Source organism: Ensifer sp. EB106-05-01-XG146 (assembly GCF_058791875.1).
In genome coordinates this window covers 1,098,982-1,114,700 of sequence record NZ_JBYTDX010000002.1, presented here as the reverse complement: position 1 = coordinate 1,114,700, position 15,719 = coordinate 1,098,982, and the positions used below count along the sequence as shown (strand labels likewise).

Below are 15,719 nucleotides of genomic sequence, written 5' to 3'. Positions count from 1 at the left end.
CGCCTCAGGTCCGAAGGAAGACGGAAAGGATCGCGCCTGCCGCAAAGCCTGCAAGGACAAAGAGAAGCAGAAACGCCGGCTTCAAATCGCCATTCGAGCGCTGCTTCAGTGCGTTGAGGCTCTTTTCCATACCCGCGATTACACCGTCGAGCCGCATCAGATGAACGTCGAGATCGGTCAGTCGCTGGGTGATTTCTCCGCGGAGGTTCGCGACATCATTGCTGATTGCTGCAAGTCCGGGGCTTTCGGCTTCATCGCCGTCGTCAACTTTCGACCGCAGGGCGGAACGCTGCGAGACCTGCAATTGCCGTTGCGCTGCCATCAGCACGTCGAGCTTGTCGAGCACTTTTGCAAGCGGTGCTGCAATCAGCGCTTCGGCCGCCTGTTCGTCGGGCTTGGGAACACGAAGCGGCAGTTCGCCGCCTTTGCCGGTCGCCGCAAGCACGACGAGTTCGCCGCTGCGCGCGCTCGCCATCTCGGGCAACGCGATTTCAAACGCGTGGTTGCCGTCGCCAATGCCGTTGCGCTTGAGATCGGGCCGGTTGCGGTCGGCGAGCGCCTCGGCGATCACCTTGCCGTCGAGAAGCACGCGAATGGCAAGCCGCTTTTCCGGAGTTTCCGGGTCGAATGCCCAGCCGAAGACGCGGCCCTGGTCGATCGCGTCCACGCGGCCCTTCAGCGGCTTTGCATTGTTTTGCTCCGGTGCGACGTCCGGTTTGTCGGCTGCTACAGACATGGTCTTCCCTCTAGGCGGCGACGGTTTCTCGGGGCTCGATCGCGTCGATGAGCGTGAGATAGCGCCGGGCAGTGGTATCGATATCGTTGGGCTTGCGGGCATTGGCCGAAAGGCGGCGCCGAAGGTCAGGGCTTTCCGCCATGCGGCGCATGGCGGCGGCCAGCGCACGCGGATCGTTTGGTGAGACGGTGATGCCGTTGACGCCGTCCTGCACCATTTCGGCCATGCCGCCGATATTGCTGGCGATCACCGGTTTGCGCTGAGACTGGGCCTCGCCGATGACGAGCGGCGCGTTCTCCCACCAGATCGAAGGCACGATGGTGCAGTCCACAGCGGCAATGAGGCCGCCGATGTCTTCGCGCCTGTAGGCGCCGCGCTGTTGGACCGAAGGCGCCGTCTTCTTGAAGAGCCGGGCGATCTCGTCCTTGAAACTGTCGGCCTGGAAGGGGGCGCCCCCGTGCACCCGCAGCTCAAAACGCAGGCCCTCGTCGATTAGCTGCCGCGCAGCCTCGAGAAGCACCGACGTGCCCTTCCACGGATTGAGATTGCCGAAATAGCCAAAGACCGGCCGATCGTTCTCCGGCTGGCCCTTGCGCGACGGCGCGTCTCGTGGCGGCAGGCCGTTAGCAATCACGTCGATTTGGTCGCCGTTAAGACCCCAGTCGATGAAACGTTGTCTCAGAAACTGGCTCGGCGAGATGAAGCGATCGACGGTTCTGAGCAATGCTTTCAGATGCTGCTCGCGCAACACGAAACGATCGAGCGGAATGTCCTTGAAACAGCTATGGCAACGGTCGGGGCTCGACTTGTGACAAAGCTCCTTGCCGCTGGTGCGCACCATCAGCCCATCGTGATGGCAAAGCGGGTAGTAGTCGTGCAGGGTCATCACGATCCGGCAGTCGGGCAGGGTGCGGCGGACGATGTGCGGAAACTCGGCGCCAAGCAGCAGGAGATGGTGGATGTGAACCACATCCGGCCGGAAATCGCGCAAAAGCTCGGTAAGGTCAGGCACGACGCCATAGAGGTCGATCTGGCTCATGAAGAAGCGATCGAAATGGCCGGACCACAACAGCACCTCGTCGCCTTCGGGGCCGATCGCCTGAAAGCTCGTGCCGGGCCGCACCTGGCGGTGGGTCTGGTTGGTGGCGCCGAGGAAGAGCGCCTCGTGACCGGCCCGCTGATAGGCACGGAAGAGGTCGTGCGCGAAAATCTCCGTGCCGCCGGGGTGAAGTGCTGGATGGTTGTGCGCGGCGACCAGAATACGCTTCTTCATCCGCTCACACTCCGGCGTTCGGCGACGAAGACATCCTGGTAGTGACCGGCACTTTGGCCCCGCCAGTGACCGAGCGATTTCAGGACCGTCGTGAAGCCTGCCCGCTCCAGCGCCCGGTCGAGGAAGCCGTCGTCGAAACCGACGGCGGCAAGCGGCGGCAGGCCGGGCACGAACCAGCAGGGGCCGTCGCCGCTGCGAACGAAGGCAAGGCGGGGATCCCGCCGGCCGTGTTCATCCTTCGCGGCGATGCTATCGACCACGAAGGCGGTGACGAAGAGCCGCCCGCCGGGCTTCAGCATCCGGTTGATCTCGCTGAAATAGACGAGCACCTCGTCCGGCGGCAGATGGGTGACGATCGACGTCATGATGGCAAAGTCGAACTGGCGATCGGGGTAGGGCAGCTTCAGCGCCTTGCCGTTGATTCTGCCTGATGGGTTGTAGAGTTCGTGGGCGATGTCGACATGCTGGAAGGTGAAATTCGGATAGACCGGCGTGACGGATTGACGGCACCAGGTGACGCCGCCTTCCACCGGGTCGATACCGACGTAGCGCCCGTGATCGCTATCGAGATACTGAGTCAGCGGAACGGCCATGCGGCCGATGCCGCTGCCGATGTCGAGCACGCTGCTTTTCGGCTGTAATCCGCCCATGCGGATGAAGTGGCCGAGAAACTCCGCGCCGACAGCCCGGTAGTTGCCATCTCCGACGAAGACGCTGTTTTGGTCCGGCTGCGGCAAGAAACGATTAGTGAGAACCGTCTGAAGCATGCCTTCGATACGGTCTTCGTTCTGTTGCCAGGCCGGCTGCAGGTTGTCTGCGTGGCGAAGTGCGGGCTGGTTCATGCGGCGCTCCTGGCGGCAGGCTTACGGGTGCTCGGCGCTGCCGCCTCTTCGGCGCCGAGGTAGGATGGCATCAGGGTGGTAATGTCTTGGTTCCAGCGCTCGGTATGCAGCCATGCATTGTACTGGCTGGCGACGCCGCGCGTGTAATCCTGGCTGCGGCTGATCGAGCGCCGCTCCAGATGATAGAGACAGGCTGCCGGCTCATAGACGATGTCGAAGCCGGCTTGGCGGATCTTGAGGCAGAGATCGCTGTCCTCGTAGTCGCCAATGACGAAGTCCTCGGCATAGCCGCCAACGAGGTCCCACACCTCCTTGCGCATCACCTGGCAGGCGCCGGTGACGCCGGGCACGCTCCGCATTTCCTGCGCCGGCGCATAGGCGCCCGGCATGCCCTTGTAGAAATGGTGATTGAGCCAGATGTCCTGCTTGTTACGGGCAAAATAGAGGCCCGCATGCTGCAGGGAGCCGTCCTCGAACAGCAGTTTCGGGCCGATGGCGCCGATCGACTTTTCCTTCAGCACCGGCAGCGCAAGCTTTTCCAGCCAGCCGGCCCCACAGGGCACGACGTCCGAGTTGAGCATGACGATGACAGAACCGCGGGCAAAGCGTGCGCCGGCATTGCAGGCGCGGGCATAGCCGCCGTTGCGGTTCATCACCACGAGCTTCATCGAAAGCCCGTGAAGCAGATGGAAGCCACCGAGCAGGTGCTCCGTCTCGTCGTGGATCTCGGGAGAATCGAGCACGTAGATGATCTCGGCGTTGGCCGCGACGAAAGGATCGGTCGCAAGTCCCGACAGCTGGAAGCGCAGGAAGTCGAGCACGCGGTAGAGGGGAACGACGATCGAGACGATTGGCGCGGCCATCATCGGGCCGAAGTCCTTGGTCTGGTCGACCCTGATCGTCTTGCCCAGCCGCTGTTCCACGTCTCTCAGCGCCGGCGCAAGGATCGTGCGGAATGCCTGATCGTTGGCGTGCTGGGGCGGAACGGCACGCAGGATGCGGTTGCGTTGCGTTGCAGGATCGAAGGGTTGCGGTTTTGGCACCAGCGGCTTGACTGCGCCGGACGCCAGCCGCAACTGGAAGCGCGGCTGAAGAAGGGGACCAAGCGGATCGCGCATCGGCAGCCAGCTGACAAAACCGGTCACGTCGGTCTTGGAGCCTTCTTCGGCGCCGCGGGCCCAGCCCGGAAATTCATACCAGTTGCCATCGAGCGGCAAGGCCGTGCCGTCTTCCTGGAGATAGTCGATGCCGGCAAGGACGCCGTTCGCGTCCCGCGTCCATCCGCCGATGAGCAGGCCTTCCGACATAGCAAGGGCGAGGTCAATCTCAGCACCTGGATGGAGTGCGGACTTGCCGGCCTGCCTTGCCGGCAGGGTGGAGCGAAGCTGCAGGTCGATCGCAAGCGCCGTGCCGCTCTCCGGAACCTCGCTCAAGGACCGCACGACGAACTCGCGCAAGCCCGGCGCTGCGCCGTGCTCAGGCCACCATTGCTGGAGGTTGGGATATCGGGAACCGCGCGGCGAAAGCTCGCGCACGGCGATACCGCGCTTTCCCATGATGATGAGTGAGAGCGCCTGGGGCGCGCGCGGCGATTCAAGAACGAAATGGCAGCGGCGCTGACCGCGCTCGGTTCGGCCGGTGATGGCGAATTGCTGCGGTAGCGGCAAAATTGCCTCGGCGCCGAGCGCATAGATGGCGTTGATCTCGCCGAGCTCGGCATTGACGGTCGTCTCTGCCAGATAGCGTCCATGCGCGAGCCGACAGGCGATGGTTGCGGGGCGCTGCCCAAGGCTCAGGGCGTGGATCACGTCATCGACGAGGCCAATAAAGAACTCGTCACGAGACAGGCGAAACGCGCTTCGCCAGACCGTCAACAGATTGTTGAGAAACTTGAGACGACCTTCGGGCTTAAGATCGGAAAGCTGGGCCGCCAGATCGAGGAACGGGAGCTTGGCGGTTGGTTCCAGAACCACCGTCTGCAAAACCGCGCCATCCGCGGCGATTTCGGCGAGCTCACGCTCGGTTCCGGGGCGCATCGCCCAGAAGATCCGTTGGCCACCTAGAGCGCGCGGAAGCGCCATGCTGACGAGAGGGACGAGGGACCGCGACGCGGAAAGAGCGTATTTGGTCTTTGCCGGAGGTTCGGAAGGTGCGTCCCAGATCAGCACAGCAACGTCGAAGCCGAGCCTGAATGCTGCGGCGCTTGTGAAGTCGAGGCCGAAGCTTCTGATACGGTCGTCTGCCGTCACGCGCTACTCCTGAAGGACGAAAAGGGAGGGCGCCCCACGGGAGGAAGTGGGGCGCGCCAGTCAATCTCAATGGATCGTGAAGTAGTGGTTCGGGTTCGCCTGGATGTCGTCGGCGTCCGCATTGACGAGCGTCAGCGTATCGCCATGGCCGAAGTCGATGACCACGTTGCCACCAACCTGGGTGACGCGCGATGCCAGATCTTCCGGCGACGAAATGTCGAGGCCGTTGATGTCCTTCGAAATCTGCAGAAGGTCTTCGCCGGGCGTGAAGTCGAGGATGACGTCGTTGCCGCCACCGCCGTCAAACACGAACACGTCGCTGCCTTCCCCGCCGGTCATGACGTCGTCGCCCTGGCCGCCGTTGATGATGTCGTTGTCGGCACCACCAAACAGGATGTCGCTGCCTCGGCCGCCCATCAGCAGGTCGCTGCCGCCGCCGCCAATGAGAATGTCGTTCCCGTTGTCGCCGTAAAGCAGGTCATCACCCTGGCCGCCGAACAGGACGTCGTTCCCGTTCTCGCCATGGATAACGTCGTCTCCCCAGCCGCCAAACAGGGCATCGTTTCCGTTACCGCCAAACAGCAGATCATCACCTTCATCACCGAAGATGGTGTCGTCGCCATTGCCTCCGTTCACGAAGTCATCTCCAGCGCGAGCGTGGATGAAGTCGTCGAAGCGTGAGCCAAAAAGGGCGTCATCATACGCGCCGCCTTCCAACGTGGCCATATGCTACTCCTCTTAGTTGTTGCTTACGCCCATCTCTGGCCTCAAACCTTGGATGAGCGCCGGGACATTGCACTGCAAAAAAACATATGGCAACAGCAAAAACAAAAGAAATTCGGCTGTGTTGTATTATAAAGCTCTACCTGTGATGTATATTTTGTGTCTTTTTGATGATTATCCCCACGATATAAGGGGTAAGTATCTTCTATATTACTTGGAATTCAATTCAAAATTAGAAATAAAATGCCGGCGAATTCAAATTTCGCCGGCTTCGGATGCTCTCTGAAGATCTGGTTCAGTCTTCCCGGAATGCGCGGTTCAGGCTGTCCGCAATCGGCGAGACCATGTAGTCGATCGCCGAGCGCGGCTTATGGACGATCAGGACTTCGGCGGGCATGCCGGGATAGAGGCGAATGTCCGGGTTGGCGCTGAGCGACGAGGCCGCAATGCGGGCACGCGCCACATAGTAGGAGACGTTCGATTTCTCATCCACCGACTGATCGGCCGCCACATAGCTGATCTCGCCGTCGAGAGGCAGGTGCGTGCGTTGGTTGTAGGCTGTCAACCTGATCTGCGTCTTCGAACCGATATCGATGCTGTCGATGTCACGGGTGCCGACATGCATTTCTACCAGCAGTGGCTCGTCCTCGGGCACGATATCGAGAAGCGGTTGCCCCGCGGAGACGGCGCTGCCTGCCGTGCGTAGCTGGATGTTGGTGACGATACCCGCTTGCGGCGAGCGAATGTCGAGGCGCGTCAGGATGTCTTTGGCTGACACCAATCGTTCTTCGACATCGGAAAGCTCAAGACGGGCCGTGGTGATTTCCCCGGCGATCTCGGACTGGAACTCATTCTCGATCCCGGTCAAGCCGAGCTCGGCGCCGGCTTCCGCCTTTTCTGCCTGGGCCTTGTTGCCCGCAAGCTCACCGCGGGTTGCGGCCAACTCGCTGAGCTTTGCATCGATCTCGATCAGCTTCGAGCGCTGTGCATATTCCTTCGCGACCAGCGTTGCGATTGATGTTCGCTGCTCGGTAATAAGTTCGACCTGCCGATCGGTTGCGCGGATCTGCTCCGTCAGCGATTTCGCTTTTTCCGAGAATTCCTCGATCGTCTTGCGCTGAATCTCCAGGCGACCGGTTTTGGCTTCACGGCGCCTGTCGAAGAAGTTCGTTTCCGCTTTGATCGCGTCCTCGGCCGTAGCGTCAGATGTTGCTGTCAGGTCATCAGGAAAAGCGATTGATTGCGATCCACTCTGCTCCGCGCGTAGGCGCGCGAGCTTTGCAATCAGGCCGATGCGGCGACTTTGCAGTGCCTGAAGGTCGGAGCGGGCGCGCGTATCTTCGAGCTTGAGCAACGGCTGGCCGGCTGCGACCCGGTCACCCTCCTGGACCAGGAGGCGGTCGAGGATGCCGCCTTCGAAGTGGCTGACGGTCTTGCGCTTCGAATCGACCACGATCGTGCCGCTTGCGACCGACGCGCTGCTGAGTTCCGTTGAAAACGCCCAACCGAAGAAACCACCGAAGGCGACGAGGATCGTCGTCAGGCCCGCAAGGACCACGCCGCGCAGCGGCGCGGTGGCGCTTCCTTCTGCGTCCGCATCCAGCCCGTGCAGAGGGTGGGGCCGCTCGGGGATCGCGGGCAAGTTCGCGTGGTCGTCCTTGGCCACGAGTGTGCGTGCGTCGCGAGAGGCTGGCAGGTTCTGTTTGTTCGTCATGCGGATACGCCTTCCCGTCTCGGCTCGCCGGGTGTCATGGATGCGACCACGTCGGTGCGCGGGCCGAACTGGGTGATGCGCCCGTTTTCAAGAACGAGCAGCTTGTCGGCGGCCTGCATGATCGTCGGCCGGTGGGCGATCATGATGACGATCGCACCGTCGTTGCGCGCCCGCTCGATCGCGCGGATCAATGCGCGCTCGCCGATGGCGTCGAGATTGGCGTTCGGCTCGTCGAGAACGATCAGGCGAGGATGGTCGTAAAGGCAGCGGGCAAGAGCTATGCGCTGGCGCTGGCCGCCCGAAAGCGTCAGGTGGCCATCGCCGACCGGAGTGTCGTAGCCGAGCGGCAGGCGCCCGATCATGTCGTGCACGTCAGCAAGCCGAGCCGCTTCGAGCACTTTTTGGGGTTCGCCTTCCTCCATGCGCGAGATGTTGTCGCGGATGGTTCCTTCGAGCAGCGAAACCGACTGCGGCAGGTAGCCGGTCATCTGGCCAAAGGAAGCGCGCTCCCACAGATAGACATTGTTGCCGTCGAGGAAGACGCCGCCGGTGGTCGGCTTCTGAATTCCGACGAGGAGCCGGGCCAGTGTCGATTTGCCCGCCGCCGAGGGGCCGACGATGCCGAGAACTTCGCCGGGCGAGAGCGAGAAGGAAACGCCCTTGATGATCGGCACATCGAGGCCGGGCGCCGCGTAAACGAGCTTATCCACAACAAGATCGCCCTGCGTGCGCGGCTGCGGCATGGTCTGGCGTACGGCCAGATCCTGGTTCAGCGCAGTCTCTATCCGGCGCCAGCTTGCGATGGCGAGCACCCACTGACGCCAGTTCTCGATCATCGAATCAAACGGGGCGAGCAGGCGTCCGACGAGGATGGTCGTCGCCATCATCGCGCCGGGGGAAATCTCTTGTTTCATCACGAGGATAGAGCCTGTTGCCAGTGCGGCCGCCTGGATCATGAAGCGCAGCGAACGGGTGATTGAAGCCATCGCCTTGCTGCGGCTTCCGCTGGTTTCCAACGCGTCGAGCGCGTGCAGCTGTGCGGTGCGCCAGCGGCGGGCAAGTGCCGGCAGCATGCCCATGGCCTCGATCGCCTCGGCATGGCGCAAGCTTGAACCAATTTTCGAAACGGCCTCGATATTGGCTTGATTGGCCTCTTTCATCAGCCGGCGAGTCAGCAAATCAGTCAGCAATCCACAGCATACGAGCAGGGCAATGGAAATGGCGCCAAGAAGGCCGAACATTGGGTGCAGCGCAAAGAGCACCCCGAGAAAGATCGGCGACCAGGCGGCATCGAGTGGGGCGCTGACGGCAGAGGTTGTGAGGAAGCTTCTCAATTCCGCCAGGTCCCGTAGCGACTGGGTCGCCCGGGTCAGCCCTTGATCGGCGGCCGCCTGAACGGCGGCGGTCAGCACCGGCAGGTTCAGCCAGCGCACGACCGCACTACCCATCGCCTGGAACGTCAAAGCCCTGATGTATTCGAGCACGCCGTAGATCACGAGCGCGCCGATGACGAGAATCGTCAGCATGGTCAGCGTGTCCATGCTCTGGCTGTTCAAAACGCGGTCATGAACTTGCATCATGTAGAGTGGTGTCGAGAGCTGCAATATGCCGATGCAAGCACTCAGCACGGCTGCATAAATAAGTGCCAAAACGAACACGCGGCGCGCCTTCAAAATAAGCAGCCGCGGATCGTTTGCTCCATTTTGTGCCTTCTTTGGCCCAATTTGGTTCTTGCTAATCATATTGCCTCGTTTGCTGTCACGCGTGGCGATTTTCTGGATAAGTTCGTTGGGGTCTTGAGGAAGCTATTTTGTTTGTTATCACTTAAATCACAGTGTTGCCGTGATAAGTGTGACACAATAATGGTGGAATGCTCAAGATAGTCGTATTCGGGGGGAGTAAAGGGGGCGAAAAATTGCTTCAAAATTTGAAGTAATTTTTGAATATTGTAGTAATGCTCAGTTGGAGAGAGGGATGAATCAAAGGATTCTCTATCCGTTCGCAGATTTTGGCGGCGCTGTTGCCATCCGCCCCGGGGATGACGCAGCTGGAAGTGCCCCTGAACATGACAATATTGACCAGGAGAGCGAAGCGTCCGTGGTCACATATTTCGAGTTGGCACGGATGATGGAGCGGGCCAGCCGGCGCTTTACCGGCCTGTTGCGTGCCGAGCTGACGAAGCTTGGCGTCGACGATATCGGCCCGGCACAGGCGATGGTCCTTCTGGCGATCGGCGACGCGGAAGTGTCGGTGGCGGAGCTTTTGGACCGTGGCCACTATGTCGGCTCCAACGTTTCCTACTACCTGAAGCAGTTGGGCGACGGAGAGTATATCGACAGGGCCGCCTCCCAGCGCGATCGGCGCTCGGCCCGCATCAAGCTTTCGGAGAAGGGCAAGCAATTGTGCGATTCCTTACGCAAGGCGGCTGGCGCCTATGAACGTGTCCTCAGCCACGGCGAGCAGGACCGGCGCAATCTCGAAACCGCATTTCAAACACTGCACCGGCTCGAGCTGGTTTGGGGGAATGCAACGCGCTACGGCATCTGAGATGCCCGCGCACAGGCTGTCCTTTCAACGGCTATAGGCAGGGAATATGCACGTAGCATTTGTACACCGGCGCGGCTTCTGCCAGTTCGCCGCTCTCGCGTCTCATTTGGCGCAGACCGGAAATGAAGTGACACTCGTGACGGAAACCGTGGATCAGCGGATTCCGGCAACGCGTGTCGTTCGCCACAGAGCAGAACCCGGCCCGCAGGCCAATTCGCAGATGGCAAGGCACCTTGGTGTGCCTGACCATCATGTCCGGATCGGTCACCGGGTCGCCGAAACCTTCGATGCCATGGCCCGCCAGGGGCAGGTGCCCGACGTTATCGTCGGGCACATCGGCTGGGGCGGTATGACCTTCGTCAAGGATGTGTTGCCGAATGTCCCGGCACTCGGCTATTGCGAGTTTTTCTACCGCGCCGAAGGGGCCGATATCGGCTTTGCTCCCGACGACAAGCCCGACCAGGATACGCGTAAGCGACTGCGGCTGCGCAACATGGCGCAACTCCTGACGCTTGATGCGATCGATGGCGGCTTCAGCCCGACCCAATGGCAACGGAGCCTTTATCCGGCGGAGCATCGCGCCCGTATCGCCGTCTGCCACGAGGGCGTCGACACTCGCGTCTTCCGTCCCGATCCGTCGGCATCGTTGAAGCTTCCGGACGGACGGGTGCTAAAGGCGGGTGATCCGCCGATCGTTACTTTCGTCGCCCGCGATCTCGAGCCCTATCGCGGCTTCCCGCAGGCGTTGGAGGCGGCCGCAAAGGTCGCGAAGCGCCATCCCGATGCGCTTTTCGTTTTCGTCGGTGGCGACGGCGTCAGTTACGGCGCCCCACCGCCCGGTGGCGGCTCGTGGAAGGACTATCTGCTTCAATCCCTGAATATCCCGGCCGACCGGTTCCTGTTTCCAGGCGTGGTGCCGCATGGTGTCCTCAAGCAGCTGTTCCAGATTTCAACCGCCCATATCTATCTGACCTATCCTTTCGTGCTTTCCTGGTCGGTCTTGGAGGCCATGGCCTGCGGCGCTCTCGTCATCGGATCGGACACCGCGCCGATGCAGGAGGTGTTGAGCTCCGGCCGCAACGGCCTGCTCGTGCCGTTCTTCGATACGGATGCGCTCGCGGAGGCGATCTCTGGCGCTTTGCAGCAACCGGAGAAGTATTCCGACTTGCGTGCAGCCGCCCGCCGCACCGTCGAGCAAAGGTTCCGTCTGGGCGATTGCATTGCGCGACAGATGACATTGCTGGATAAGGCAATGGGAACCCCCGGATCCACTCAAATATTACGGGTCTCATCTGTATAATACTTCAAAACCCGAACTATTATTTCACGAGAAACGCAAATATAACTTATTGTGCAGTGCAAATAACCTTGATATGCTTTCTCTAGGTCGTTGAATTCGCCGGTTTATTTCGGATCGGGGGATTCAACTACAGAGAGAATTCGGTTGAATTGAGGGTGGCGCGTGCAAGGGTTGGTGTCTTCTGGCGTGAGGTATTCGCAGGCGAAGAGAAAGCTGGTGTTGGCCTCGGATCACGATAGGGCGAGTGTCCAGGGCAGTGGCATCGAGCACCTGGTTCATTTTCTTCCGGCAGGCGATCGGCCTGATGCGACCCTCGAAAACGTGTTTCCATTGATCGGGCTCGCCTTTTCTAGGGAGGGCGAGGCGGATCTGGCCGACGGCATTGTCTCGCTGCGAGCACTTGGGACCGTCCCGGATATCCCGATCAAGCGCTTGAGCGCCGAGGCCGTCAGCGAAAGCGCTGGGCTCATTCAGGCGCTGGTCGACGGGGGTGTCGGGCGGCTTGCCCGGTTCTCGTCGGCAATCACATCCGAGCTTGCGCTGCTTCGCCGCGAGCGTGAAACGCTGCTTGAAAACTACCGCGCGCTTGAAGATGCGTTCCAGGCACGCAACTGGGAGCCGGTCGCCGAAGTCTTTGCGCACGACCCCTATGTCGACCCCAAGGACGAGGGCATCGGCCATCTGATTGCCAATGCCTTTGTCGAACAGCTCCTGCCGGTCTCCAGCCATGGCGTCGCCGGCATCGCCCTTCACTTCAATTCGGTCCCGCGGGATGGCGGCGAACTGGTCGTCGTCTTGAGCTATGTCGAGAGCGGCGAGGGGGTTGCCGAGTGGGCCGTTCCATTCTCGCAGCTCGTTCCAGGCTGGAACTTCTTTGCCCTGCCGCGCACCTGCGGGGGGGGCGCGAAGACCCTGCGGCTGCGCGTTTCGACGACCGGTAGTGAAACGGTCGGGCTTTCACTCGGCTATCCCATCGCCAGTGAACACTATACGGCTCGGTCCGAGACCCGCCACGCCGACCTTGACCTGCGCCCTCTAGCGTTCCGCGTCTATACCGGTCTGCCCGGCGTCAAGCCGACGCGCATGCCGAACATGATCGCGCCGACCGCGCTGCTCGACGGCCACTTCATCGAGGATTATCGCCTGTCGGTCGATCTGCTCAGCCAGATCGTCGACGTATCGGTGACGCCGGTCGTGCCGGAATTCCAGACGGTACGCTTTCTCGAACACGAACACGCCGTCGTCTGCCATCCGCTTGCAAATGGCGTGTCGGCCGGCGCCGTCGGTCGCGCTGTCGAGCCCGGCACCATATCCTTCTCCGCAAGCGCTGTGGTCGATCATCCCAAGGGCGCCCCGGCGGCCGTCAGCTTCCTGCTCGCTCCAGCGGGCTCGAACGCGCGCTCCGAAGTGGCGGAACTGGCTCGCAAGGGGGTGGTCAAGCCGTCCGCCTTCTTCAGCGGCTGGCGCGAGGTCACCAACGAGCAGCCGATCAACATCAACTTCCAGCTCGACGAGCCGGTGCGCCAGCCCATGGATCTGATGATCCTCAGCCGCGCCGTAACCGACTCGGTCGATTTCTCCTGGCTCAAGGTGTCGGGCTTCCGGATGGTCAAGCAGTCGGGTGGTGCGTCTCATGCACAGCAATAGCGATCCAAGGGACCTCATCGCGATCGCCATGCCGCTCTATGGCCACGCGGCGCTGGCGCTCGAAGCGCTCGAATCAGCGCTTGCATCGGATCTCGAGGGTTGCCGTATTGCCATCGTCGTTTCGGTCGACGGCGACCCGCGGCAGGAAACGTTCGATCAGCTGTTGCTCTATACCGCGGCCCACCCTGATATCCATGTGGTCTTCGGGCGTAACGCCGGCCCCGGCGGTGCGCGCAACCGCGCCATCAACTACGTGCTCGAAAATCTGCCCGAGGCGAAGGCCGTTTATTTCCTCGATGCCGACAACCGAGTCTTGCCGGGAACGATCGAGACCCTCTATCGGCGCCTGCACGAAAGCGGCGCCGGCTGGGTCTATACCAACATCGACACCTTCTCGGTGAGCTGGCGAGCGCATTACGGCAACCAGTATTCGCGGCTCGTCCACTGCATCACGGACAACATCTGTGACACCGGCTCGATGATCTCGATCGAGGTCTTCCAGGAGGGCGTTCGGTTCAACGACGACCGACAGAACGGTTTTGAGGATTGGGAGTTCTGGCTTTCCTGCGTCGAGCACGGTTTTGTCGGAACCCCCTGCCACGACACGACGTTCGAATACCGCCTGCGCGCCGAAAGCCGTTTCAAGGAAGCCAACCGCGACCGCGCGACATCCGTGAGCTTCCTCAGAAAGCGCCACAAGGCTCTGTTCCAGCGGCCAATGCTCGTCGATTTCGAGCATGAGGAGTGCCCGCGTTATCTCTTCGCGCGCACCGAAGACGCGGCGATCTCGTTCTTCACAGATCCGACGAAGCAACCGAAGCGGCTGCGCCTCGACGACATCATCCCAGCCTTCTGGGCAAGCACCGGCGAGCCCGACAACGTGCATTTCCCGCCCTTCGTCATGGCCGGCAGCGGTGCGACGATCGATCTGCTTTTGCGCTCGCGCATGCTGCCCAACGTGCTTTGCCACCTGGAGCGCCTGAGTGAGAAGGCCAACGTCGTTTTCGTTCATCTCGGCAACGACGCAACGCAGCGCAAGATCGAGCCGACCTTCCTCGACGCCGGCGCCCAGCATCTCGGCCAACCGGATCTCATCTTCATTTCGACGGCGCTCCTGCGCGACGTCATCCGCAACAATGCGCTCGACTGGTTTGCCTCTATCGGCACGCAGCAGGTCTGGCCGACCTCGGCGGTTCTCAATGTGCGCTTCCCGTTCCCGCGCGCTCTGCCGCGCCGCACGCTGATCACGCCGCAACAGGTGATGATCAACTGCGTCAACGCGGTCGCCACCAGTCCGCTTCGCCGCACGGCCGGCCGTCGCTGGACCTGGCGACCCGCGCGGCTCATGCCCTATTCCGACCTGCACAAGGCCTTGCGAACAGAAATCGGCGGCTCGCCGGTGCTGCCGCTCGGGCACAGCGAAGCCGGTAAGAAGACTGCAGCGCTTCTCGTGCCGAACGCGTCGTTTGGCGGCGCCGAGAAGGTCATCTACGCCGCCTCGCGTGAACTTAGGGCCGCGGGCTACGAGACGCATCTGTTCGTGCTCGGCACCAGCCGGATGGACGTGATCGATGAGTTCGATTCGAGCTTCGACTATGTTCACTTCTGGGATCAGGGCATCCCGGCCTGGGGCGGCTCCGGCTCGTTCCTCGGCCAGGATTTCATTGCCGACCATCATGAAGTCGATTGGGGTGCGCTTAAAGGTCAGCTCTCAGGCTTCGATCTCGTCATCAACAACCACGTGATGGCGATGCATCCGCTGATCGCACGGCTGCGCTCGGAAGGGACACGCACGGCTTGCTATCTGCACGTCGTCGACAACACGCCGTTCAAGCGCCCGGCCGGCCAGCCCTTTGCAGCCATCGCCCACGAGCATTGCTACGACGCCTTCCTCACCTGCTCGGAACAACTGAAGTTCTACCTGCACAGCTTCGGCGTGCCGCTCGAAAAGATCTTTGCCGTTCCCAACGGCGCAAGTTTCTCCGTGCCGCCCAAGGTGCTTGCAGACGTGCTGCAGGTGCGGCGGATCGAGCGCAAGGACGACCGGCTGCGGCTGCTCTACATGGGCCGTCTCGACCAGCAGAAGGGCATCGACCGCCTGGCCGCGACGATCGCCGAACTGCGGGCCGCACACGTGTCGTTCGATGCGCGGGCGATCGGTGGCGAGATCCTGGCGGATGCCTCGTTCTCTTGGACGGACCGGCTCAAGGAACTGGGCGTCGACGTGCGCCCACCGGTCTTTGCCAGCCGCGACCTGATCAAGGCGCTCGGCTGGGCCGATGTTCTGATCATGCCTTCGCGCTGGGAAGGTGCCCCGCTGATGATCGCCGAAGCCCAACAGCTCGGCTGCGTGCCGATCGCAACCGCGGTTGGCGCCGTCGACGAACTGATCGTCGATCGCGAGGACGGCATCCTAATCAATGCCTCGTCCGATCCCCAGGTGGTGCGCGACATGGTCAAGGCGATCGCCGAGGTTTCGCGCGATCGCAACCTGCTGGCGCCGATCATGGAAGGTTGCCTGAGAACAGCGGCGCGCCGCGCCTGGTCCAACTCCTTCTCCGAGTTCCTCGGCTGGTGCGACGGCGCCGTGAACAATTCCTCGCTTTCGCGTGCCAAGGTCATCCGGGCGCGAGACACATCCAATACCGGCGTCGCAGCTGCAGGCTGATCGACCCGTACGACTTTTCA

11 protein-coding genes are annotated in these 15,719 nt (G+C 61.7%); 4 read left to right on the top strand and 7 right to left on the bottom strand.

The annotated features are described in order from the left end of the window. Positions 1-4: 4 nt before the first annotated feature. From AC3WVQ_RS25195 to AC3WVQ_RS25165, 7 genes are all read right to left on the bottom strand, one after another. Positions 5-736, bottom strand: a complete 732-nt coding sequence (locus AC3WVQ_RS25195) for a hypothetical protein (protein ID WP_492383141.1) — start codon at positions 734-736, stop codon at positions 5-7. Between the two features lie 10 nt (positions 737-746). Beyond that, on the bottom strand, positions 747-2,009 hold the full coding sequence (locus tag AC3WVQ_RS25190) for a glycosyltransferase family 4 protein (RefSeq protein ID WP_492383140.1): 1,263 nt from the start codon (positions 2,007-2,009) through the stop codon (positions 747-749). Then, the gene (locus AC3WVQ_RS25185; RefSeq protein WP_060521064.1) at positions 2,006-2,851 is read right to left on the bottom strand and encodes a class I SAM-dependent methyltransferase; all 846 of its coding nucleotides are present in this window, start codon (positions 2,849-2,851) and stop codon (positions 2,006-2,008) included. Before AC3WVQ_RS25185 ends, AC3WVQ_RS25190 begins: the two co-directional genes overlap by 4 nt. Next, the gene (locus tag AC3WVQ_RS25180; RefSeq protein WP_492383139.1) at positions 2,848-5,100 is read right to left on the bottom strand and encodes a glycosyltransferase family 2 protein; all 2,253 of its coding nucleotides are present in this window, start codon (positions 5,098-5,100) and stop codon (positions 2,848-2,850) included. The genes AC3WVQ_RS25185 and AC3WVQ_RS25180 overlap by 4 nt, the downstream gene beginning before the upstream one ends. A 66-nt stretch (positions 5,101-5,166) precedes the next feature. Continuing rightward, the gene (locus AC3WVQ_RS25175) at positions 5,167-5,826 is read right to left on the bottom strand and encodes a calcium-binding protein (protein WP_060644398.1); all 660 of its coding nucleotides are present in this window, start codon (positions 5,824-5,826) and stop codon (positions 5,167-5,169) included. 292 nt (positions 5,827-6,118) lie between these two features. Then, the gene (locus AC3WVQ_RS25170) at positions 6,119-7,537 is read right to left on the bottom strand and encodes an HlyD family type I secretion periplasmic adaptor subunit (protein WP_492383138.1); all 1,419 of its coding nucleotides are present in this window, start codon (positions 7,535-7,537) and stop codon (positions 6,119-6,121) included. Beyond that, positions 7,534-9,279, bottom strand: a complete 1,746-nt coding sequence (locus tag AC3WVQ_RS25165) for a type I secretion system permease/ATPase (RefSeq protein ID WP_112772768.1) — start codon at positions 9,277-9,279, stop codon at positions 7,534-7,536. Before AC3WVQ_RS25165 ends, AC3WVQ_RS25170 begins: the two co-directional genes overlap by 4 nt. Before the next feature lie 232 nt (positions 9,280-9,511). On the opposite strand from AC3WVQ_RS25165, the gene AC3WVQ_RS25160 reads away from it, so the two are divergent. From AC3WVQ_RS25160 to AC3WVQ_RS25145, 4 genes are all read left to right on the top strand, one after another. Next, entirely contained in the window at positions 9,512-10,084 is a 573-nt protein-coding gene (locus tag AC3WVQ_RS25160; protein WP_034798035.1) for a MarR family transcriptional regulator, read from the top strand. 46 nt (positions 10,085-10,130) lie between these two features. Next, the gene (locus AC3WVQ_RS25155) at positions 10,131-11,384 is read left to right on the top strand and encodes a glycosyltransferase family 4 protein (protein WP_492383137.1); all 1,254 of its coding nucleotides are present in this window, start codon (positions 10,131-10,133) and stop codon (positions 11,382-11,384) included. A 174-nt stretch (positions 11,385-11,558) separates the two neighbouring features. Continuing rightward, positions 11,559-13,031, top strand: coding sequence for a DUF6212 domain-containing protein (locus AC3WVQ_RS25150; protein ID WP_492383136.1), 1,473 nt, complete (start codon positions 11,559-11,561; stop codon positions 13,029-13,031). Further along, positions 13,018-15,699 (top strand): glycosyltransferase, encoded by a 2,682-nt coding sequence (locus AC3WVQ_RS25145; RefSeq protein ID WP_492383135.1) that lies wholly within the window; start codon positions 13,018-13,020, stop codon positions 15,697-15,699. Before AC3WVQ_RS25150 ends, AC3WVQ_RS25145 begins: the two co-directional genes overlap by 14 nt. Positions 15,700-15,719 lie beyond the last annotated feature (20 nt).